A 22,720-nucleotide genomic window follows, 5' to 3' on the forward strand; every position below is an offset into this window, starting at 1 on the left:
ATTGTGAGAGCTTCCGATGCAAAACTGCGCTAATTGTTTGGGTTTGCCTCATCCATGAGCGACTGATAGAACGTTCGCAGCTCCGCAAGACTGGTGGTCCGGTTATGGATCGGGATGGATGCCCACACAACATCATGGTAGCGTTCTTTCGGCTGATTCCGCAGCCGGGGATCGATGATAGAGACTATGCCCTTATCGGAAAAGCTCCGGATCAGCCGCCCGATTCCCTGTTTCAGCCTGATAATCATCTCCGGCACTCGGACATCCATCATGCCATCCTTTGCCAAAGATACCTTGTGCTCAATGATGGGGTCCGGCACCGGAAACGGCAGGCGGAAGATCACAAGGTTGGACAGGCTTTTGCCCCTTATGTCTATCCCCTCCCAATACGCGCCGGTCCCCAGTAGTACGGAATTCACATCGTTCCGAAATTCGGAGAGTACCTGGTCCTGAGAAGCTCCCGGTTGCTGCATTAAAATTTTATATGGTAGTTTTCTCTGCTGAAGGGCCATATAGACCTCTTCAAGGTCAGTCTTGGCCGTAAACAATACCAGCGCCTTTCCGTTGGAGATCTCCAAAATCTCAATCAGCCGCTCCACACCCCGCTGAATAAAGGCGTCGTGGTCCTCCCGCGGATGCGGCAAATCATCGCAGTAATAGATCATGGCATGTTCATCATAGGGAAATGGAGACGGTTTCGGCTCGGACAAAAAGCCACTCTCATCCAGAGGAAATCCCGTATTACTGATAAAATAGGCGTATCGTTCCGGAAGGCTGCCTTGCGCGGCGTTTGTCATGGTCGCGGACGTCAGGATGGTGCAGACATCCCCGCGGAAATACAGATTGCTGATGATGTCCTGGGTGTTTTCAGGACAGTAGACCAGCTCTGCGCGGTCTCCCCGTCTCTCGATCCAGAGCAGGCTGCTGCCCAGATCAGAAACCATGTCGAGCAGATCCTCAGCTTTTGTGTAAAAATCATCCGCCCCGGAATACCGGCTGCCGCGCCTCAAATCATAGGTCGAATAAACCTGAATATTCTCCGACAGAGCGTCAAGTGCCTCCGCCATGCTGGACAGCAGTGCCAGGGCCTCGGGATCATCTTTGAAAAAGAACCGTTCAGCATATTTCATATCCTGCGTGGAATCCGCGATCTGCTGCTGCATCTGCCGCTGCAGGCATTGGAAAAAAGCGCGGACAGCTCTTTGTGCCGTATTAATATCCTTTTGAATATAGGGGATCTCTGTTGACATCACATCATTTTGCGCTTCACTGATCATCTTTAGAAGCCCGTTTTGACTGATGCGGTCTGTCGTGGCGCTCCGCACCTTGCCCTCCAGATTGTGGGCTTCGTCGATCACGACAACTTCCACGGTTCTGTTGATCAGACCGTCCTGACCTCTGAACAGCTTCTGGAGGTGAGCAGTCAAAAAGTCCTGGTTGCAGATGACGATTCCGTCTGTAAACCGAATAGCCTCCCGCATTCTGCGGTATGCACAGGAGTGGTGACAATTCCGGCATGGATAGCCATAGCGGGTGATACAGATCCGGTCCCAGAGGCTGGCAGGAAAATCGCCGGGAAAATCCGCCCGATCCTGAAAACCTTTGTCAATCAGTTCCCGCAGCGCATCCGGCATCTCAGCGTCCGGACGCTCCAGATACTCTTCCGCCCGTTTCCGGCAGAGGTAGTTTGCCTGGCCCTTTGCAAGCGTGACCTCACACCGCGTCTCCAGCCGCTCCTGTAAAGCGGCTGCGTCGTTTAACAGCTGTTCCTGCAAAGCAATTGTTGAGGTGGCGATTATCGCAGGCTTTCTGGTGCAGTGATTATACAACAGGAGGGGGACAAGATAGGCGTAGGATTTTCCGATCCCCACCCCCGCCTCCACCAGAATGTGCTGATCCTTTTTCAGCGCGTCAAGGATCTCAAAGGCCATATCCTGCTGTCCCTCACGCTCCTCAAAATCAGGATGGTTCTCCGTATCCCAAAAGAATGACGTGACCTGTTCGCTGATATTATATATTTGTTCCGCCCGCGCCTTAACCCGGTTTTTGCGAGAACTGAATATGTTCCATTTATAGTAATTCAAAACAGAGACCTCCCAATCCCGCTTTCCGCAGACGTACAATTCACCTGCCGCAATTTGCCGTTTTCACATCCTTTTAGATGCTCTCAAACCCCACAGGCTCCCAGCTATCCTTGATTTGGATGGTTTCTCCGACGTTTTGTTCCTTATAATCACTCCGAGGTATTTGGTACTCTGCGTAGAAATGCGCGTTGGCAGTATGGCACTCTAAGACGACCACATATTGATCCGGGGTTCTATGGATACGCGGAACAAGGAGGGCCAATTGTCCTGGCACCGCTGCGGACACTGATACATATGTATCTCCATCAACCGCTTCATACTTAGTGATTACTCCGGAGGTTGGTTTATGCGCGGAAAAAAACCGCCTGATTTTCTGGTTCATCAAATAGCGGCGGAGAGAGAAAACAACCACTGCGCAGGTATACAGGCCAAACAGCGCAATCAGTATGATCGTCAGGATCTGAATCATATCATATGGCGGGCGAAATAATTCACTCAATATGTCCATCAGCATAATAATATCCCCTCAACTATAATGACTTGGAGGCGCAAACCATAAGACACCGGAAAGCGGATACAAAAGGCAATAAAACTATATCATGTTCCGTGCAGGTTTGCAATGTCTGGCTCTGAACCTGGAGAGCCCCGCACTGCCCAGGCAGCAGCGTCCATGGACTCGGAGTGCAATTATCTGGTGGAGACCAGGGTCATCGACGGCAGAAAGTACATCCTGATCCCCGTGGAGGAGGACGTGGAGATCAATGGGCTCCCATCCAGTTCACGGCAGAAGAATAAAACAAATGGTATGAAAAAGGCGCGGCGCACTGTAAAGTGAGCCGCGCTTCGCTTTTCGCTTAAATCTCAAGTTTCCGCATGGAGTCTTTCATCGTCTTGACCACATCCGTAATCAGCTTGATCTCCTGGCGGCTGCAATCTGCAAGCAGTTCCGTGATCCAACTGTCATAATACGGACGGGCCTTATCCACTTCAATACAGAGCAGCTCATCAGCGGAACATTCCAGCGCATTAATAATATCCACCATCACCTGCAGGCTGGGTACACTGTTTCCGGTTTCGATATGGCTGATATGGGTAACACCGACACCCACCATTTCAGCAAGGCGCTCTTGTGTCATTTTCCGGGACTGTCGCACCGTGCGGATACGGGCTCCAATATCTTTATAGTCGATCATTACAAATATCCTCCAAAAACCAGATACTTGTATTGTATGTGCAGTTTGGCTATGCTATAATAACTTAAAAGCGCAATAGACTTTATAGGCATATAAACGGCGAAATTATTAATACTCAATGACCGGACACAGTAAATTCAGGAGTGTCCTTTTACAGATGAAAGAGGTAAACATGGATAATGACAACTTGATATACCCGGAGAATTTTCCCTTTGATTCGCATTACCTTGAACTGAAATACGGTTCAATTAAACAATCAGAGTTAAAGTGTCCGGGTGTGTACTTTCTACGCATGGAACCACCTGACGGTCAAGCCCGTCGTTGTCTATATATTGTCACGGAGGAAGCGCCGATTAACAAGGAAGCCCGTAAATACGGCAAGAGAATACCCGACCGTCCGGAGTTCTGCCTGTTTGAATATGAGAGCTGGGATTACCACTGGAAAATCATTGAGTATGAGATCCTGCGGTACCGTGTAAAAAACAAACTCCCTCTGGGGGCAATGTCAATAAGTTAAGCAAGCAATAGACAACCGGAAGCGTGAATTGTTAGAAAAAGGGGGGCAACAAAGGAGGACTCATTACGCCGGTATAAACTGGGGCATGACAAAAAAGCGGATATGAATCCGCCCAAAAGGAGCAGGAAACAAAATTAAGCCACTCTGTAAACAAAGCAAATATTTGGTCTAATGCACATTTTACGTGGTCGCTTTCGTCCTGGCCGTATTGGTGAAATGAACTTTGACAGAAGTATATTTATGCTGTCTGAGGAAATATTTCCATGGAAGAATTTTCGGCAAATATAGGCAGCAACAGAAAAGTTAACTTTGTAGCAGTATTTTCTATCCGCTTGCTGGAGAGTAATTGTAGAAGTGATCAACTCAGAAAAATTGTACATGGTCAGCCGGGCAAAAATCTCCTGAAACAGATACTCTGGTTTCTTGGAATGAAAATGTAGCAAACCAATTGTATATTTCAAATCGCGAAATGAAGTTTCAATGCCCCAGCGCAAGGCATAAAGGCGTTTTACCTCTCCAGGTGGAAAGTCATCTGCGTCAAGGTTTGTGACAATCGTTTCGGAAGTGTCGTTGGCGATTTTGAACCGGATAATTCGAATGGGAAGCTCATAGAAGAAGAACGGATCGTGTTTTCTGGTAGTAGTCGGAAGGAAGTCGAATCGGGAATTATTATGAACATATCTATACCGATTTTTGTCTTGAGAAAGTGCTTTGGCCTCTCTCGTATTTCGTCGGAATAGCAATAGGGGGAAGAAAAGATCAAATTCGTCAGAATCAGGTAAATCAAAACCGCATATAATCCCAGGCTTTCCATTTTTTATGCGTATAAGATATTTCCAGCCTTTTTCCTGAATGTGGGCAAGATTATTGTAGGATTCGAATCCTCTGTCGGCAAGCAAAATGGCCTGCTGCACAGGAGAACGATCTACCATGTCAACCAAAGCTGTATGTTCATTTTGGCATCGCCGTTTTTGTATGACCGCATCAAGGTATGTGTGCTGAAGCAAATCGTACAGGGCATTCAAGTGTAAAAGATTATAAGGACGCTGGCCATTCGCACCTGGAAAATAGGAATCCGGATCTGTCTTATTTGGTGCGCATAACAAATCTGAACCATCAATAGCGAGCAGCTGGTAATCTTTATAAAGATGTTGTCCAGTTCTGATTTGAGCAAATGATTGAAATAAAGATTCAAAAGCCTTTGGTAAAATCTTAGCTCTTTGTTGAATAAATGCAGGGGTAGATGCAACATCTTCTGCACATCCAAAGCAGTCCAGAAGTTCATTTGTTAGGGAACTGCCGCCCATACCCAGTATGGTGGCGAGCATGGTTTCAAATGGCAATTTTCGTTTTCGGCAGAAATCTCTTCCCGGCTCTCTGACATAATGTTCCTTATTTTCTCCCATATTCTGAATAATGGAAACTAAAGCTTTTCGAATATCGATTGGCGTCATATGGCTCCTCCTCTGTAATGACTTGAGGTATTGGGGATATTTTCATTACAAAGGGGTTCTCTCACTAACAAAGTTAGTGAGAGAACCCGCACAAATTTCGCCTATTGTCAATAGTTTTTTATATTTTTTGTTTCTATCTTGGCTCGTTTTCCTAACTTATTGACATTGCCTCTGGGGGAGTTTGAGGATCTGCACACCGCCGCGGTTTATGGTATGGAGGTCTGCCCAGAGTATTTCGGAACTTATCCCGTACCGCTCCTGACACCCTGGGGATACACAGCGCGTTACAAGACCATCCACAACGGCGTCTACTGGATCGAGACTGATCAGTGTGTGTCAACCCTGGCTGTTTGCTATGTGATCCGGGATGACTTCTCAAAGATGACCCTCTGCCTGTCAGAGTTGACCGAGTATGACAAGGAACATGGCCTTGACCATACGCTTGGGTACTGCTTTTTCCGGGAGGCTGACAGTTGCCTCCCACTCCTGGAGTTGGTGCAAAACAATAGCCGGTGGGACTGGAGTCTGATTGACAAGCCCGCACTGATGAACGCCGTCTGGACAAGATTCCCAGTGTATGCCGCCGCCCACAACATGCGGGAACAGTGGGGCAGAAATGATGGCTTCGGTATAATGCTCCGGGCCCTGGGAATTGAGACTGAACTCCAGAGCTCACCAGAGAACATGATTGTACTGACGCCGGACGGCGGGATCAAGTTTCTGAATTTTTTATAGAGGGGACCTTTTATGAATCACATGATCTCGGAGGATTTTGTTCGGATGCTGCTGGATGAGGTCTCTACGGAAATTCAAGAATTCCGGAAGTGCTGCTCATCCTGCTATCAGGTTCACCACGAAGACTACCTCCGCTGGCTCCACCACATGGAATCGCTTGGGGAGTGGGTTTATGCCCAATATACAAATGTGGTATTTGCTGCCTTTCTCAACTACGAGGAACCGATCAATGATTACTTTTATGTGCGGGGACTCCTGGTTGCCGCCGGTACGCTTACGGGTCAGGATGTTCAGTTGGACAGCCTGGAATGTGTCCCCAATCTCAAGGAGAGAAAGAAGACTCTTGACCAGGTCTGCAGCCGCTTCGTGGAGCTACTGCCGCCGGAGGAACAAGCCGAATGCGCCAGACAGTTTACGGAGAGGATCGAGCAAATCAATGACTCCAGGCGATTTTTCTTCCTGCACGGGTTTGAATTGATGTTTATTCTTCTGAAACGGACGGGCTATGATATGTCTGATGAACAGTTGGAAAATTTACATGAAATCGTGCAATCCGAACCGTGAGAAAATACTTCTTTCAAATAAGGGGGCGGATACCAGTGATCCACCCATTTGACTTGCGGTAAAGCATGTCTTTCCCATATATAAAGAGAGGCCCAGACGACAAACTGTCAGGGCCTCTCTTTGGATATGCCGCTATGGATGTGAGATTAGAAGAGTGCGCTCCTAGGTCTCGTCAATCTTTTCATTGGGATAAGGATTATTCACTATTAGGATGCAGCTCATCTTATTATCGGAAAGCCTAGAAACAATTGACCCTTTTTGAATAAGAAGCGATAAGAGTAGATGCTAATCTATACTGCAGTGCAGATCAGCAATTTCTGTTTCCCCAATTGGACAAAGCCCATGCAAAAATACGAATTATTATCACAACGATTAGGAAAATGATACAGCAAATCATAATTTTGCGAATAGCATATAAAGGAATCAATTTTTCTAGCCAACCCGCACAGAACCAAAAGTTGTTCGAGTGATAAACAATCACAAGCGCCACACAAAAGTGAATAAACCCTCGTTCAAATTTTTTGGCAATGGAAATCCATTTCTCTATATTCATGAAATTGTTTCCTTCCAATTTTGTATGATAGCAGCATAGATAAGCTCCAATTCGTCGACTTGTTCCATTGTCATTTTTTCACTTATGGCATTATGATTGTCAACGGTTCCCATATGGAATCCACCGATTTTCCCGTCAACTCGAATAGAGATTACAAGCGGTACTAATATGTAATCCAGATTATATTCATCACAGAGTACTCTTTTCATAGTGGTATAGTACTCCTCATTTTCTTCCGCAGCCGTATCAAAATATGACACTTGAACCCGTTCCGATTTAGCAACCTTCATGATAATCGGGAGTGCCTCCTTGCACCACGGACAATCCTCAAACCCAAAATAAACAAGCATCGGATGGTTTCCGGAAAAAGCCTTTTCTAATTCATGGGCTGTTATCTCAGACATTGATGCTCGATTATTCCATGTTAGGTAGCTTGCCAATAGAAAAAGCAAGGCAACGGGCAAAAGTGTTTTTTTATACCACATCGCTCTTCTTTAATACCCTGGATAATCGTATTGCATACATCCGCTTCCAGAGGGCGGATCGGTCCAGTATGTAAAATTCCTGCTCTTTACATATGTCCGTCTTCCTGTTCCAGAGCCTATGTCGTACCAATCTTGCTCGACTCGTCTATATAAAACACAGTCACTTCTCCAATATTCGATCTCATGAACTTCAAAATTTTGAAAAGAATCACCACCCAATGTTAATGCTATAGAAGACACAATTGTAATAGCTCCCAAAATTGGATGGCTCACTTTATATATCATTTCTCCAGCAGTAATCGTTACTAATCCCAATACTTTGACCCATGCTCCAGTCTCATATATTGACGTATTGATTACAACCCAATCCGATGTAGCTTTTGCGATATTGTTTGAAAAGTCTGCCTCTGTTGATTCTTGTGCGGCGCTCGTGAACAGATGGCAATGATTACATAGAACAAGCGGATTTTTGCCATTGAGTCGCATAATGAGTTCATCGTTTTCTAGTGTAATCTTATATTCTTCCTCGCCAATCAAAATAGAAACGTAGTTTTCTTCGTCAGCCGAAAACATGATATAGCTTTCAGTGGTTTTATCATATTGAATATGGTGGTAAACAGAGTCTTCATCAATTCCTTCCTTTACCGTCACCATGTTTGGCGTTCCCTTTGAAAGCTGATACATTAAATTGTAGTTTTGTCTCAGGAACTCCTCTGGCTCATCCGATGCAGCCACACGGGAGGTAGAGGAGTGGCTAATGGGTTCGGCTGTCATTTGGGATTTGTTTGCTTCGACAAGTTCTCTGTAATCTTCACGAATTTCCGCACATGAAATAGTAGGCACATGATGATACTGATTGGTTGGCACTGGCTGAATCGCAAAGACCGATGAAGTGAGTAGAAGTACTGCGAGAAAAAGGCTAATTCCTTTTACTATATATGTTCTCTTCATAGTTAATCCTCGTATTGTAGAGTAGTAGTTATTAAAGCCCCTCTCCAAGGGCTGTGCTACACTGTAAGCGAGCTATATTGTGGGCTTTCCAGAAGAGAGCTACGGATGGAAATCTGGAAAGATAAGTCAATAGGGTCTTTGAACTGTTCAGAAAACAGAGAATGTATCATACAGACCAGAGAAGAGAATCTCTGGTCCATATGGAATTGATTCTTAAGACTTAAGAGGCAGTAGTATCAAAAAAACTCTGTATCCATATAGCGGTTCTGGCATCGCTTTCAAGAAATGAAAGGAGGCTTTTAAAAGAACTCGCTTGTTTTAAAGCTTCGGATAGTAATGAAATATAATCATTGAATGTGCTAAATGTTCTATCCTTTTTTTCACCATTTAATTTACTTATATCTGTTGGTAGAAAAAATGCAACATCTCGTACTGCTTCAACAAATATAATTCCGTTTGCGTATTTATTTTTTTCAGATTCTGAAAAGCACAATCTCTCTGTTCGTGCGCAAATATTGCCTGCCGAAAAGAGAAGCATATCGCGTTGCTTATTGTATTCAACGCTGTTCATTTCATTTACAGCAGATAACAGTCTTTGCCCTTCATCGATAAATATAGGGAGGCCACGCATAGCTGTGTTTTCATCGCTTTTGATTGCTGCATTGAATATATAATTATGTGTTAACACAATGAAAGAAACCACAGCTATGCATGCCAAGAGAATAAACTGCCTTCTTTTGATCATATATTCAGGAAATAGCAAACGAGCTTGTAGTAATAGTTTTTGTGCTAATAAGGAACAATGCAAATTGAGTATCAGCCTGATAGGTCAAATTTGAATATCCTTGGTACGTTCCTGTACGCCCATTTGTAAGAATATTGAATCCTGCAGGGAATGCAGCATTGACAGAATCAAAATTCGCTCCCAGCGTTTCAATGGTTACATCAATATAACTATTGCTGCCATCGTGTACATAATATGGGTCCCCACTTTTTCCATCCAAGATGTTGCTAAGGATGGAAGCAGGAAAACCATAGTATGTTAGTAGATCAATAAACCCTACCAAAATAGTCTTCAGAAGGTTTGTCTGATACGCAGGAGTACCATTCTCTTTTTCAATTATTCCGGCAATACCCTCAACTGAGGATATGCTAGTGTCTAATCCAACTCTTTTTAATCCAATTCTAAAATTATAAACACTTGCGGAAATGAACTGAGATGTTGGAAAATCATCTGCAGATATATTCCCTGAGTAAGAGCGAAGCTTAAAAAGAAATCTTTTATTTTGGTTATCTTTATAGGAGTACAAAGTCGACGCTGTTCCTGATCCCGTAAATACACCACTCGAAATAAAGTTTCCACTCTTAGAGGACAAAGTAGTAAGGCTGGCTCTAGGCTCAATAGCACTAGGAGACGGCATATCAAGGATTTCCTTTTCTTCTTGATTTTCAATATAGGCAAGATACAGAGGGACAAAATCCTCAGTCATGACAGATGTTCCAAAGCAAAAATAAAGTTGGCGTGCCTCTTCATTTGTAAAGAAGTCTTCTGGAGTCAAAGTCACTCCGGCGCTAATGGTATTGCGCTGGGCAATCTTATTCAAACCAACATTAACTGTATACTCTTTACCATTGATTTCAACAGTCCCCGCTAAAATTCCTCGAATTAAGGTGTAATTTTCGCTGATTTCATATGCCAAAACATCACCACTTGTCGTAATAGGATATGTAGTTCCAGAAATTTTTAGAGTGAAGTCTACATCTGCTTTACCAGATAACTCTCCATAAGGAATGCGGATATCGTAACTGTATGTAGTTGTTTCGGGTTGAATTTCGGAACAAAATTCAGACTCCAAATCGTCAATATCTGAGAGGGTAGTCAAAATCTCTTCTGCCTCTCGCGCAGAGCAACTTAAGGAATCTACTGCATATGCGGGAAGGGTGATACTGAAAATAAGTGCAAAGCTAAGGACCAAACTGATAATTCTCTTTTTCATAATAAATTCCTTTCCGTGAATACCAATGTTTAGCAACCGAATTGCTTATGGAGAATAATTGCGCCCATTTTTTTGTTGCTTTCAGATTTTTACATAATAGTTTCTCCCTCTCTTTCGTTTATGCATAGGTTGTTAGTTTATTTTTGTGTGTTGGGAAACGGCTGAAATGTCCCGGCGAATACACTTGGAGATTTTGCAAAAAGCGGTTGGCAGACTGGCCGGCGGCACTGTCCCCGGGAAAACGCAGGAGAGCCGCCACATTGCGCAGGTCGGACTCCACGAACTTGTACCGAAAATCCACGCTGACCTGATGGCGCACCCCATTTTCATCCCGGTAAGCGGCCCACATATTGGCTTTGCCGGGGTGCCTCGGATCAAATTCCGGGCCGGAATAGTCTTCGAAGGTCTTTGTGCCGTCCAGGTGGGTGACGATACAGGAATCGACAATGCCCTTGTTTCCCTCCGAGCCGCCGGTCTGATAAAACCACTGGAAGTCCCTGGGCGGAACCTGGTCCGGATCAATCATGTACTGCTCACTCACATCAAATTTGTTTGAAAAGGCGGTGTTGAAATTGTAGTAGAGGTTTAGTCCCTTCCCCTTGTAATCAGGCACGGAGATGTAGTCCTCCCAGCCCGCCTCCTGAATCAGGGCGTTGTAGCGTTCCGTGGCGGAGGCAATCGCCTCTTCGGTCTTGAAGTAGTAATCAGAATTATAGTACTTATAGGTCCGCTGAGAGTTCATCTCGCCGGTGACGTACTGCCGTCCCTCCTGGTTGTTCCGCTGGACCGCCGCGTCCAGGACCATCCGCCGGAACTCGCCGTAAATACTCTCCAGGGCGGCAGGCCCCATCATCCCATCCCAGAGGGGGCTGGGGTACCCGGTGTCCTTCGCCACATCGGTCAGATGCTGGTATCCCTGCTGAAAGACCTCTGTCAGGGAATCCGCATCCATGGTCCCGTCCAGAAACTGCCCGGCCGCCAGTTTGGTCTGCTGTTCAAACTCCTTCCAGGCAGCGGCCGTGCCAGGATTTCTGCCCAGAGCGGGGCCAGTGAAGTTCGGCCTCCACGTCTCCAGCCGGTGCTCCGGGCTCATGTCCACCTCAACCCATGTGTCTACATCAGAAGGCGTTTCTTTGGTCTTGATCTCATGGGAGATATCCAAAAAAGTGAATTTGCCATATTCGACCCACTTGCCGCCTCTGGGGGCGTTTTGAACCTGCTCCATATCCCTTACCATCTCCTTTCGAAGAACTGACATCTATCACAGATCAGCATACCTTACTTATGTTTTCTGCTGTAAATGGTTTGCCATCAATGGTTCCATACACTTTCAAGGTGTAGGTTTTTCCCTTAGATGCCGCATATGTTTCACTCAGGATGAGGAAACTGTTGCCTTCACCGGACGAAGAACCAACGAAATTTGTCTCCTGCCATAGTTCCATAGTTGCACAAATTTTTTTGCCGTTTTGTGAAATTGAAACTTCACATACAGCGGTTGTCCCGTTGAAATACAGCTTAGGAGAAGCGACTGCTATCCGACTTTCCTGTATTTCATTGGCTTGAGCGTTCACCCCCATTACCATAATGGCAACCAAGAAACAGGTCAATAATCTTCTTTTCATAAACACACCTCCTTTCAAAAAATAAAACCAAAAAAAAGAGCAAATGGAGACAGTAAGAAATGACCAAATTGAGAGGCAATATTTATGCAATATGACAGGAATTTTGAGTTTAATTCCTCCGGTTAACCCAATGTCATAAAATTAAGGAGCGAGCCGCTAGCTCGCTCCTTAATTTTATGACATTACAGCTAGACCGGAGGTCTGAACAAGGCCGGGAAGGGTCACCTCTGTTTGTACCTTTTTACAAAATTGTCACACAGTAAATTGCCAGCACGCTTTGCGCGTAGTTCTGTTTCATCTCAAAAGCATATCAGGGTGACCATCAGTGGAGTCTACTTTTCTACACAAGATAAATTGTCATTTCTTATTTTGAATAACAGACTCTGCTATTTGAACCATTGTTTCCTCATCAAGATAACCGGTGATAGAAAAAACAACACCTGCTTCTTCATCTATCCAAGTCAATCCATTTGATTCCTCAGCAGAGGCCTCCTCATAAAAATCACCAAAGCTGTCCCCAATTCTCACTTCTTTTATTTGGAAGTCCTCTCCCATTATCAATTCTTCTGTTCCACTATCCGCTATATTACAAATAAAAATTATTTGCTTTTCCCTGTTTGAATACAAAATTACTTTTGTAGCATATCCGGTCTCAATCCGTTCCATCATATATCCATCGGGAATCCACTGAGGAACAAAGTCTACTGAGATCTTGGATCGATCCTCAGTCGCAAAAAAACGATAGAAAACTTTATTTTCAGAAAATTCCCGAATCCATCTTGAAACCGACGCCCTAGCTTCTGTATCCAGGGCTAACCAACCGGATAAGCCAACCAAAATTGCCAAGAAGCACGCTGCTGCGCATTGTAGAAACTTTCGTCGTTGTTCCCTATTCTTGAATTGTCGCACCAATTGCTCCATCTTTTTTTCAAAAGCTACAGAAGGCTCTGGTAGTATACCATCATCTTCCGGAAGCGAATTCAGCATTGCATTTTGTACTTTCCATGCGGCCGCTTGAAGCAGTTCATCCGTTAAAATTTGTTTCATAACATTCTCCGAGTTCATCCAACTTTTGTTCTAATTGCTTTTTTGCCCTCCACAAGACTTTTTGGACATTTTTCTGTGACATTCCCAAAAGAGCGGCAATTTCTTTGGTGGAATATCCGTTCGCATATCGAAGAAGTATCAATTCCCGGTATCTTGCCGGCAGCTGAGAGAGTGCGTCAGCAATACCAAAGTCACCGGGAGCGGGAATAGCAATGCCCATTAACTCATTACTTTCATCATAAGGTATTGCCGAAGATCGCTTTTGAAGGATATTGATGGCCTTGCGCTCCGTTATAATGACGATGTAACTGCGCGTCTCTGGCCGATCAGCATCCTGAATTTTTTTAATGTTCCTAATAATAGACAAAAAAGCCTCGTGAACTGCGTCTTCCGAATCATCCTGATTATTTAATATTTGGTTAGCAACATAGAGCATTAGTTTTCGGTACTTTTTATAGAGCAGAGTAAATTTATCTCTATCGGATAAATCCTCCAGCATTTGCAAATAAACTATCATCAGACGTTTACCCTCTTTATTGTAAATTACATAAGTTTCATTTTTATTTCAAATAATTCATTGATGCGAAAATATACAATTTTCTCCTTGTATCTAATTATTATATCACATTTTTTAGGTCAAAAAAAGCCTTATATATAAAATAAGGAAAAATCTAGCGTGGTTGTCTGGATATGTTTAATACTAGATGGTGTCGTCAATAAAAATGTAGGCAACGAAGCTAGTCACGCCGAGAAGATCTATATGACAAACATTGTAATGGGGGAAAAACATAATTACATGGTAAAGGAGCCACAGATCCTGCGGCTCCTTTACCGTATATGCGATATATCTCTACACCACTAAGTTGCTTTTTCCTCTACAGACCGTTTCAAAGGTGTTGAGTAAAGTTATTGCCTATACACCCATTTCTACACCAGAGATGATTGACATAAATGATTATCTGCTGTATAATCCGGTATAGAACATATGTTCTATTACTCGGTGAGGGTAACAAATATATTAGTCCAAGCCATAAATCGCTTGAAACAACCGATTATCAACAGTTAGTCAGTCGCTTTGAGGAAAACATGGAGGTATTGAGTGCCGCATTTATCTGTGGGAGAAATCGAGAGCATCGCCCGCCGTGTAATCACTGCATATAAAAAGCTGCCTTCCTTAGCAGGCCAACAGGTAAGAATGGTTCAACCGGAGCTGTTGGTAAAGGATCTGCTCGGTCTGTCCATCGCGTACCATGTGCTCTCCTCCAACGGCAGTGTTCTGGGGCTTACTTCCTGCGGCGAGGTCGGTGTCCACATTTATGATGACCCGGATCACCCGGAGTATTACTTTCTGGATGGCAAAACACTGCTGGTCGACAGCAGTCTGATTGCCGATGGAGCCAACCAGGGGCGGTATCATTTTACGCTGACCCATGAAGGGTGCCACCAGATTTTCCAATTGCTGTTTCCAAAAGAGTACATAGGCTGTGCCGCACGACGGCAGATCCACTATTGTAGACAGCAGTCTGCCGCAGCTGGCGGTTCCTGGGAAGAATGGCGCACAAATATTCTGACGGCGTCTGTTCTGATGCCGGAGGATATGGTGCGGGACAATTTAGAGGCCTTTGGGCTGGGCGGAAAACAATTGGTCCTGAACCGAGTGTTTGCCCGCTCCGATTACGAACGCTTCGCTGAAATGGCTGCTTACATGGGCGTATCAAAGACCGCCCTCTCCATACGCCTCAAGCGGCTCGGTCTTCTGCGTGCAGATTATCTGCGGAACCCCTATGCCCTTGTTGATATTTACCCGGAAGAAGGAGAATTGTAAAACGCGCAAAGGAGGACTATTTATGCCAAAAGTCAATGTAAGAGAGAAAAACCCCACCCGCTACGCCCAGGCAGCCGCAGAGCAGGAGGCGCTGAAGAGAACTTATTCCAGTACCATACAGATTGCGCGGCTATGTCCTTTCTGCGACCATAAGATAGAAGTCCTGTGCCGTGGAACTCACAGCGGAACCTACACGAAATGCCCCAACTGCGGAGAAAATGTCTTTTTTCCGCCAATCGCGTTCCGTCTGACTTAATCCAGGCATTATCCGACAATTTCATCACAGACAAACAAGATTTGTGCCCCGGAGCCGCTTGATGCGTTGACTTCCCATGTGCCACTTGGTTTTTGACCTCTGTCCTTGACTGGACAGGGTGATACCAGTGTGGCGAAGTGAGGTCAGCAAATCAAGTGGCTCTTTTACGCCCATCCGACTCCCAAGAGGAATCGGATGAGCATTTTTTATTGGCTGCCTTGGGCAGCGCAATACCCGTGATCCCCAATCTCAAAAATTTCCCCAAAAAACTTTGAGATTGGAGATCACAGAAATGAAAATTACATACCTGATCAACCAGGTACAGCCTGACGGCAGCACACGCCTTTCCACCGCAACTGCCACTGAGTGGCGGTCTGCGGTACACACAAACAAAGATCTTCCCCTGGATCGGCAGCGTTATTTCATCCGTGACTATATTGCCGATGGAGACGACATGGACTGCATGGTAATTGAGGTCTCTGCCAGCGAGTATATCCAATGGGACAAAGACCGTTCCGCAGCAAGGCGGAACCGGGAGGCCGGGAAAGGCTTTCATGTGTTTTCCCTGGATGCACCGCTTGCCGACACAGATGGCGCCAAGACCCGCTTGGAACAACTCCCGGGTCAAACACGGCTTGAATCTATGGTCTGCGATTCTGTGCTGATGGAGGAACTGAAAGAAGCCTTGGCAGCATGGAAGCCCTGGGCAACCGATCTGCTGGAGCTGTATCTGAACGGACAAAAAAGGGCCTGTACAGAGATCCTCTCCCAAAAATATGGTGTCTCTCCGCAGGTAATCCGTAAATATAAGCGTCAGTTTGAGGAATTTGCAAAAAAATTTTTGAAAGGTGTTTCGTTTTGAGCCTCGCCACGCCCAATTATATAGTGAGAGGACAAACTGTTTCCTCTCTCTGCACTTTGAAAAACACCGCGCCCCGCGGTCATATCCGGCGACTGGAATACGTTCCCTGACGGACCCGCCTGAAAAACGGGAAAGCGATCAGTCGGATGCGCCAAGACCACCTGTGCGGACAGAGTCCGCATAAAAGACGGCCAAATAAGGTGCCCAGCGATCCCCATCCAGACGAAAACAGCCGTGGCAAGCTGTTTCGCAACGACTCCGTCAGAACATAATGATACTCCCGCCCAGCCACAGACACAAGCAATGGGGGCGGCTCGGAGAGATCCTCGGAGGGGTGAGACGCCCGTGATGCGCGCCAGCACAGTTCCAGACCGCCGCCCAGGGCTCGGGAAGTAGTGTCGAATAGAGCCGGCAAATAGAAACAAGAAAAACTGTGGGGCCGCTCCCAAATGCAAAAGACTAGCATGGCTTTGCGCTCAAAGCGGAGCGGCCCCATTGAGATCAGAGGAAAACATACTATGAACATACATAGGACAAAACTGATCCAGCGCGGCGATATTTATATTGCCAATCTCTCGCCGGTCACCGGCTCAGAACAGGGCGGTATCCGGCCCGTTCTGATTATCCAGAACAACACCGGAAACCGGCACAGTCCCACACTGATTGCCGCCGCAGTCACGGGACACTTCAAAGGCAAATATCAACCCACTCATGTGCGGCTGAAAGGCGCCGCCTGCGGCCTGTTCCAGGACTCCACTGTCCTGTTGGAGCAGTTGCGGACGCTGGACAGATCCCGTCTGAGTGCGTATATGGGCAATGTCGGCGCAGATAAAATGCAGGAAGTGAACGACGCGCTGGCCATCAGCGTAGGGCTTGAAAATACATAGACAGTAGGAGGAATCTCATATGCAGGCGAAAAATGTCAATATTGATTACTGTGGAATCCGGAACCTGCTCCGTCTGCTGGCCGGGCAGGGATTCACTGAGGCAGAGCTGGAGAAGATCGCCGCCAGGATCGCACGGACCACAGGTGCGGACATCATTTTTTGTTGAGTTTCACCACTCTGTTTCAATAGCTTTTGAACGGACAGTGTGGTATTGTGTGTTGCTGACAGGAGGAGGTGTAAACCATGGGCAGAAGACAGCAGACCGACGGAAGCCTTGCGCTGGAACAGAAAAAGGTCATCGTCATAGAGGCCGCGCAGAGGCCGGAGGCGCAGAAGCTCCGCGTTGCCGCCTACTGCCGGGTGAGCTCCGACTCCAGCGACCAGATGAACTCTTTCGCCGCCCAGTTGAACTACTACACGACGCTGATCAACAGCAAGGACAACTGGACCATGGCGGACATCTACGCCGACGCTGGTATCTCCGGCACCTCTGCGGAGAAGCGCCCGGACTTCCAGCGGCTCCTCTCGGACTGCCGCAGAGGCCGGATAGACAAAATCCTTGTCAAGTCCATCTCCCGCTTCGCGCGCAACGCCGTTGACTGCCTGGAGACAATCCGAGCGCTGAAAGCCATCGGTGTCGGCGTCTGCTTTGAAGAACAGGGCATTGACACCTCGGAGATGACCGGCGAACTGCTCACCGCCATGTTCTCCGCCATCGCGCAGAAAGAGAGCGAGAGCATCTCCGGCAATATGCGCTGGAGCTACCGCCAGCGTATGGAGAAAGGAACGTTCCTCCCATCCTCTATGCCCTTCGGCTACAAAATCAAAGATCGGAGCATTGTGGTCGATGAGGCACAGGCAGAAATCATACGGCGGATCTTTAACAGCTATCTTGCCGGGCAGAGCATGGATGAGATCGCGGCACAACTCAATCGGGAAAATGTACCTGTTAAAATTGGAAAGGAAGACCGGAAGTGGCTCCAGACCGCAATATCCTACATTCTGTCCAATGAACGGTATATTGGAGACTCCCTCTGGCAAAAGACATACGCCACAGATACCCTTCCGGCACGTCAAATCAGGAATCACGGGGAGCGCCAACAGTATTATGCTGAGGCCACACATGCCCCCATCATTGAAAAAGAAGTATACCTTGCCGTACAAAAGCTGAAATCACAGCGCAGTAAAAAGTATGGTTCCAGAAATCCGTACATGGAAAACTCTCTCCACAAAATTATCTTCTGTGGCAAGTGCGGGACTCCATTCCGCAGGAAAGTCTGTCGCGGGATCACTTACTGGGTATGCCATAACCACGATAACGGGAGAGAAAACTGCCCTGTGCCGCAAATTGCAGAAGAGGCTCTCCGCGCCGCTTTCCTGCGGATATATCACAAGCTCCGGCTCCATGGAAAATCAATTCTCAAGCAGATGATTGCAGACCTCCAATCTGTCCGTGAGCGCCGGATGCTGTGGAGCATAGACATCATTGAACTGAACAAGAGAATATCCGACATCAACGATCAGGATCGAATGCTGGCCGACATGAACAAATGCGGCCTTGTCGATCCTGATATTTTTATATCCAGAAGCAACGAACTGGCCCAGCAGCTTCGTGCTGTAAAACAGGAAAAAGAGCGCATCCTTGGTGCGGAGTGCGACGATACTATACCCCGAACACGAGAGCTGATGGAAACGCTGGAAGCCCTGCCGGAGTTCCTCCCGGTCTTCGATGGTGAGATCTTCGCGGATCTGGTGGTTGGAATCACAGTGGACGCTGGCAATATCCTGCGCTTCCGCCTGAAAAATGGGCTGGAACTAACCGAAACCGCAGAAAGGAGTGTACGATGATGGCAAACCGAAAGCTGCCCTTTGGGTATTGTATGCAAAACGGGCAAATCCATATCGTAGAGGCCGAGGCAGAGGTTGTGCGGATGCTCTTCACCAGCTATGCGGAGGGCAATTCCTATGAAACATTGGCTGAGTGGCTGAATGATAGAGCAATCCCTTACCTCCCCGGAAAGCAATGGAACAAAAATACGGTTGCCCGCGTTCTGCAAAACGTCCGGTATCTTGGAGATAATGGCTATCCACCCATTATTGGGTCGGAGATGTTCAGGAGAAGAAAACCGGCGGCAGGCGGAAAACTGAATCAGCCCCAAATCAAGGACATCCGCATTCTGGCTCGATGTGGTATGTGCGGCGATACGGTCCGACGAGAGCGCGTGGACACCTGGCGCTGCCCCCACTGCATGCGTTCAGCAGCGAGAGTTACCGATAAACAGTTGATGGATAGTGCCTCAGAACTGCTGCAACACCTGTGCGGACATCCTGACGTTGTTGTCAATTCTCCCACGGATGAAACTGAGAACAGCAGTGCCCTCACAGCAAAGAACGATCTCGGCTATACACTGGAATGTGCGGAATTCAATGAATCCGCCGCGAAAGCAAAAGTAATCTCTCTGGCAGCCGCCCGGTTCAACGCTCTCAGCTCTGAGGACTACGAAACCATGCGGATACGATACATATTGAGCACGACGGAGCAGAGTGGTGGATTGGACACCGTTCTGCTCCGTCAAATTACCTCCGCCATCCTGATCCACCCCCAAGGGGAGGTCAGCATGAAGCTCAAAAACGGACAAATCATAACAGGGAGTGATCACACATGACAAAAACCATCCCCAGCACCAGACCACAGCTCCGCGCAGCCGCCTACTGCCGGATCGCTAACGGCGAGGACCAAGCATCCATTCTCGAGGCCCAGAAAGCCCACTACACTGAACAGATCAGTGCCAATCCCGACTGGATCATGGCGGGTATCTTCGCAGATACCGGCGACTGCCGCTCCAAGCGCCCGGAGTTCCAGAAGATGCTCCGCAAATGCAGGCAGGGAAAGATCGACCTCATTCTCGTCAAATCTTTCTCCCGCTTCGCACGGAGCACAGCAGACGGTCTCAACATCATCCGGGAACTGCGGGAGCTGGGTGTTGCGGTGGTCTTCGAGAAAGAAGCTGTGAACACGTCAGATCCCAATTCCGACTGGTACATCTCCATCATGGGCGCCATTGCCAGGGCAGAAAGTGAGTCCATATCACATGGTACCTGCGGTATCTGCACCTGCCGCTTCCACCACATGATCACAAGCAGCCCCAGAAAGGGGACATGGAAGAAAACAATCCGCTTTCCTGGGCGTCCGGAAAAAACGATTATTGTCAGGATGGAGTGATAGTATATGACAGGAACCACGCCCAGAGTCATCGTCATCCCACCCAAGCCAGAACTGGCCCGCTCCAGGACCGTCCAACGCCAGCTGCGCGTCGCGGCCTACTGCCGGGTATCCACGGATGACGAGGAGCAGCTTACCAGCTACGAGGCCCAGCAGACCTATTACACCGACAAGATCATGACCAATCCCCAGTGGACCATGGCGGGGATCTTCGCCGATGAGGGCATCACCGGCACCTCCGCCGCAAAGCGTCCCGAGTTCCTGCGGATGATCCGCAAGTGCAGGCAGAAAAAGATCGACCTGGTGCTGGTCAAATCCATCTCCCGGTTCGCCCGAAATACCGTGGACTGCCTCAACTACATCCGTGTTCTGCGGGCCCTTGGTATCGCGGTGATCTTCGAAAAGGAGAACATCAACACGCTGGAGTCCGACAGCGAGATGCTCATCACCATGATGGGCGCCTTTGCCCAGGCGGAAAGCGAGTCCATGTCCGCCAACATCGTCTGGGGCAAACGCCAGGCTATGCGGGAGGGAAAGGCCAACGTCCAGTACCAGCATCTGTACGCCTATGAGTTGGACGAAAGCGGCAATCCCCGCATCATCCCTGAGCAGGCGGCCGTGGTGCGGCAGATCTATGACCGCTTCATTGCCGGTCACAGTGTCCGCATGATCAAGAAAACGCTGGAGCAGCAGGGCGTCCCCACCGCCAAGGGCGGAGATGTCTGGTCCGAGTCCGTGATCCGCAGTATCCTGAAAAATGAAAAATACTGCGGCGACGTTCTGATGCAGAAGACCTACACGCAGGACTGCATCAGCAAGAAGCAGATCCGCAATGTAGGACAGCTTCCCATGTACCTGATGCGGGATCACCATGAGGGCATCATCAGCCGGGACCGGTTCAACCAGGCTCAGGCGGAATTTGCCCGGCGAAATGCGGGACGGGCTCCCACCCGGAAGCTGGCCCCCACAGGCCGCTCCTGCTACAGCGCCAAGTACGCCCTTACGGAGCGGCTGGTGTGCGGTGAGTGCGGGACCCTTTACCGGAGGTGTGTATGGGTCAAACGGGGGCAGAAGTTCGCCGTGTGGCGGTGCGCCAGCCGGATTGACTACGGTACGAAATACTGTCATGATTCCCCCACGCTCCGGGAGGCATCCCTGCAAGCGGCCATCCTTGCCGCCATCAACTCTGTCATGAGCCAGAGGGAGGCGCTGGTAGGCCAGATCGAGGAGTCCATGCGGATGGAGCTGATCCCCTTCCCCAGCGGTACTGTAAGCCTGTCCGACATTGACCGCCAGCTTGAGGAGCTGGACGGGGAGTTTCAGGCCCTGTTCGCTGAGTCCAAGGATGGTGGATTCATGCAGCACGCCGAGGAGTTCAAACGGATCTCCGATGATATGGCGGCGTTGAAAGAGCAAAAGGCCAGCCTGCTGGAGCGGCAGAACAGCGACTCCGCCGCCAACGGGCGGATCAAAAGCGCGTTGGATATTCTGAGCACCGGCTCCGGCGCCTTCACGGAGTGGAGTGAGACCCTCGTCCGCCAGCTGGTGGACACCGTGAAGGTGCTGTCGGCGGACAGGATCAGAGTCTGCCTCCGGGGTGGAATTGAAATCGAGCAGACGCTTGGAGAGGGGGAATTGCAGTGATCTGGATTACCGGCGACACCCATGGCGATTTCCGGCGGTTTGCCACCGGCAGCTTTCCTCAGCAGAAGCAGATGGGCCGCGATGACTACGCGATTATTACAGGCGATTATGGGGGCATATGGGACGGTTCACCCAGAGAGACCTACTGGCTTAACTGGCTGGAGGAAAAGCCGTTTACCACCCTCTTTGTGGACGGAAACCATGAGAATTTCAACAGGCTCAACGAGTTCCCCGTCCATCACTGGCATGGCGGAAATGTTCACATCATCCGCCCTCATGTGATTCACCTCATGCGGGGACAGGTCTTCGAGATCGGCGGCATCACCTTCTTCACCATGGGCGGCGCGTCTTCCCATGATATACAGGACGGCATCCTCGATCCCGCGTCCCCCGATTTCGAGCGGGAATACTGGTTCAAGCGCAGGACACGGCAGATGTTTCGGGTGAAGGGCGTCTCCTGGTGGCCCGAGGAGCTGCCCTCCGACGCAGAGTATGAAGAGGCGGTAAAGAATCTGGAAAAGGCCGGCTGGAAGGTGGACTGTGTCCTGACCCACTGCGCTCCCACCAGCATCCTGAAGAAGCTGGACGGAAACTACACCCCCGACCGGCTGACGGATTTCCTCCAGACGGTCAAGCGGCGGTGCCGATTCGATTACTGGTTCCTGGGACACTACCATCGGAATTGCGTGGTAGATGACCGCTTCATTATCCAGTGGGAGCAGATGGTGGAACTGCAATGGGAGTAACTGCGGCATAATCGCTTGGAACTGCTAATATGCATCTGGAGATTGCTCTCGACTCCAGGGCGGCAATGTGTTATG

The 22,720-nt window shown here is 48.2% G+C and carries 26 protein-coding genes; 14 read left to right on the forward strand and 12 right to left on the reverse strand.

Features of this window, described 5'->3' with window-relative positions; genetic code table 11:
- Window positions 1-29: 29 nt before the first annotated feature.
- Window positions 30-1,931 (reverse strand): ATP-dependent DNA helicase, encoded by a 1,902-nt coding sequence (locus C816_RS02345; protein WP_242832091.1) that lies wholly within the window; start codon window positions 1,929-1,931, stop codon window positions 30-32.
- Window positions 1,932-2,157: 226 nt separating this feature from the next.
- A complete protein-coding gene (locus tag C816_RS02350) occupies window positions 2,158-2,598 on the reverse strand; it encodes a hypothetical protein (RefSeq protein ID WP_016320801.1) in 441 nt (146 codons plus the stop codon).
- A 105-nt stretch (window positions 2,599-2,703) separates the two neighbouring features.
- Here C816_RS02350 and C816_RS22245 point away from each other — a divergent pair, with 105 nt between their 5' ends.
- The gene (locus C816_RS22245; RefSeq protein WP_016320802.1) at window positions 2,704-2,919 is read left to right on the forward strand and encodes a DUF4317 family protein; all 216 of its coding nucleotides are present in this window, start codon (window positions 2,704-2,706) and stop codon (window positions 2,917-2,919) included.
- Between the two features lie 19 nt (window positions 2,920-2,938).
- On the opposite strand, the gene C816_RS02355 is transcribed toward C816_RS22245, so the two are convergent.
- Entirely contained in the window at window positions 2,939-3,277 is a 339-nt protein-coding gene (locus tag C816_RS02355) for a helix-turn-helix domain-containing protein (RefSeq protein WP_016320803.1), read from the reverse strand.
- 172 nt (window positions 3,278-3,449) lie between these two features.
- Between C816_RS02355 and C816_RS02360 the strand changes: the two genes are divergently transcribed.
- Window positions 3,450-3,794: a hypothetical protein gene (locus tag C816_RS02360; protein WP_016320804.1), complete on the forward strand. Its 345-nt coding sequence runs from the start codon at window positions 3,450-3,452 to the stop codon at window positions 3,792-3,794.
- 134 nt (window positions 3,795-3,928) lie between these two features.
- Here the strand turns inward: C816_RS02360 and C816_RS22250 are convergent, their stop codons facing one another.
- Window positions 3,929-5,248 carry an IS4 family transposase gene (locus C816_RS22250; RefSeq protein ID WP_016320805.1) on the reverse strand — a complete coding sequence of 440 codons (1,320 nt, stop codon included), beginning with the start codon at window positions 5,246-5,248 and terminating at the stop codon, window positions 3,929-3,931.
- Window positions 5,249-5,407: 159 nt separating this feature from the next.
- Between C816_RS22250 and C816_RS02370 the strand changes: the two genes are divergently transcribed.
- Both C816_RS02370 and C816_RS02375 read left to right on the forward strand, forming a co-directional pair.
- Entirely contained in the window at window positions 5,408-5,983 is a 576-nt protein-coding gene (locus C816_RS02370; protein ID WP_242832092.1) for a hypothetical protein, read from the forward strand.
- Between the two features lie 12 nt (window positions 5,984-5,995).
- Window positions 5,996-6,547, forward strand: coding sequence for a hypothetical protein (locus C816_RS02375; RefSeq protein ID WP_016320807.1), 552 nt, complete (start codon window positions 5,996-5,998; stop codon window positions 6,545-6,547).
- Between the two features lie 549 nt (window positions 6,548-7,096).
- On the opposite strand, the gene C816_RS02385 is transcribed toward C816_RS02375, so the two are convergent.
- From C816_RS02385 to C816_RS02410, 8 genes are all read right to left on the reverse strand, one after another.
- Window positions 7,097-7,585: a YbbN family protein gene (locus tag C816_RS02385; protein WP_155978872.1), complete on the reverse strand. Its 489-nt coding sequence runs from the start codon at window positions 7,583-7,585 to the stop codon at window positions 7,097-7,099.
- 9 nt (window positions 7,586-7,594) lie between these two features.
- On the reverse strand, window positions 7,595-8,536 hold the full coding sequence (locus tag C816_RS23360; protein WP_016320810.1) for a hypothetical protein: 942 nt from the start codon (window positions 8,534-8,536) through the stop codon (window positions 7,595-7,597).
- A gap of 220 nt (window positions 8,537-8,756) precedes the next feature.
- On the reverse strand, window positions 8,757-9,281 hold the full coding sequence (locus tag C816_RS23365) for a hypothetical protein (protein ID WP_207636878.1): 525 nt from the start codon (window positions 9,279-9,281) through the stop codon (window positions 8,757-8,759).
- 4 nt (window positions 9,282-9,285) lie between these two features.
- Window positions 9,286-10,533 carry a hypothetical protein gene (locus C816_RS23370; RefSeq protein ID WP_016320812.1) on the reverse strand — a complete coding sequence of 416 codons (1,248 nt, stop codon included), beginning with the start codon at window positions 10,531-10,533 and terminating at the stop codon, window positions 9,286-9,288.
- Between the two features lie 118 nt (window positions 10,534-10,651).
- Window positions 10,652-11,758, reverse strand: coding sequence for a hypothetical protein (locus C816_RS02395; protein ID WP_016320813.1), 1,107 nt, complete (start codon window positions 11,756-11,758; stop codon window positions 10,652-10,654).
- 43 nt (window positions 11,759-11,801) lie between these two features.
- A complete protein-coding gene (locus tag C816_RS02400; RefSeq protein ID WP_016320814.1) occupies window positions 11,802-12,155 on the reverse strand; it encodes a hypothetical protein in 354 nt (117 codons plus the stop codon).
- Between the two features lie 357 nt (window positions 12,156-12,512).
- Complete coding sequence (locus C816_RS02405; protein WP_016320815.1) at window positions 12,513-13,202, reverse strand: DUF4367 domain-containing protein; 690 nt, start codon at window positions 13,200-13,202, stop codon at window positions 12,513-12,515.
- Entirely contained in the window at window positions 13,180-13,719 is a 540-nt protein-coding gene (locus C816_RS02410; RefSeq protein ID WP_016320816.1) for an RNA polymerase sigma factor, read from the reverse strand. Before C816_RS02410 ends, C816_RS02405 begins: the two co-directional genes overlap by 23 nt.
- 597 nt (window positions 13,720-14,316) lie before the next feature.
- On the opposite strand from C816_RS02410, the gene C816_RS02420 reads away from it, so the two are divergent.
- The 10 genes from C816_RS02420 (at window position 14,317) to C816_RS02460 (ending at window position 22,645) form a co-directional block, all read left to right on the forward strand.
- A complete protein-coding gene (locus tag C816_RS02420) occupies window positions 14,317-15,027 on the forward strand; it encodes an ImmA/IrrE family metallo-endopeptidase (protein ID WP_242832093.1) in 711 nt (236 codons plus the stop codon).
- Between the two features lie 22 nt (window positions 15,028-15,049).
- Window positions 15,050-15,283, forward strand: a complete 234-nt coding sequence (locus C816_RS02425) for a hypothetical protein (protein WP_016320818.1) — start codon at window positions 15,050-15,052, stop codon at window positions 15,281-15,283.
- Window positions 15,284-15,560: 277 nt separating this feature from the next.
- Entirely contained in the window at window positions 15,561-16,145 is a 585-nt protein-coding gene (locus C816_RS02430; RefSeq protein WP_242832094.1) for a hypothetical protein, read from the forward strand.
- 518 nt (window positions 16,146-16,663) lie between these two features.
- Window positions 16,664-17,032: a type II toxin-antitoxin system PemK/MazF family toxin gene (locus tag C816_RS02435; RefSeq protein WP_016320820.1), complete on the forward strand. Its 369-nt coding sequence runs from the start codon at window positions 16,664-16,666 to the stop codon at window positions 17,030-17,032.
- Window positions 17,033-17,051: 19 nt separating this feature from the next.
- Window positions 17,052-17,198, forward strand: a complete 147-nt coding sequence (locus C816_RS24130; RefSeq protein WP_016320821.1) for a hypothetical protein — start codon at window positions 17,052-17,054, stop codon at window positions 17,196-17,198.
- Between the two features lie 77 nt (window positions 17,199-17,275).
- Window positions 17,276-18,880, forward strand: coding sequence for a recombinase family protein (locus C816_RS02440; RefSeq protein ID WP_016320822.1), 1,605 nt, complete (start codon window positions 17,276-17,278; stop codon window positions 18,878-18,880).
- A gap of 32 nt (window positions 18,881-18,912) precedes the next feature.
- Complete coding sequence (locus C816_RS21490; RefSeq protein ID WP_256378382.1) at window positions 18,913-19,698, forward strand: recombinase family protein; 786 nt, start codon at window positions 18,913-18,915, stop codon at window positions 19,696-19,698.
- Window positions 19,695-20,255 carry a recombinase family protein gene (locus C816_RS02450; RefSeq protein WP_016320824.1) on the forward strand — a complete coding sequence of 187 codons (561 nt, stop codon included), beginning with the start codon at window positions 19,695-19,697 and terminating at the stop codon, window positions 20,253-20,255. Before C816_RS21490 ends, C816_RS02450 begins: the two co-directional genes overlap by 4 nt.
- A gap of 6 nt (window positions 20,256-20,261) precedes the next feature.
- A complete protein-coding gene (locus C816_RS02455; RefSeq protein ID WP_016320825.1) occupies window positions 20,262-21,899 on the forward strand; it encodes a recombinase family protein in 1,638 nt (545 codons plus the stop codon).
- Window positions 21,896-22,645, forward strand: coding sequence for a metallophosphoesterase family protein (locus C816_RS02460; RefSeq protein ID WP_016320826.1), 750 nt, complete (start codon window positions 21,896-21,898; stop codon window positions 22,643-22,645). The genes C816_RS02455 and C816_RS02460 overlap by 4 nt, the downstream gene beginning before the upstream one ends.
- The last annotated feature ends 75 nt before the right edge of the window (window positions 22,646-22,720 follow it).

Source organism: Oscillibacter sp. 1-3, assembly GCF_000403435.2.
Classification (GTDB): Bacteria; Bacillota; Clostridia; order Oscillospirales; family Oscillospiraceae; genus Oscillibacter.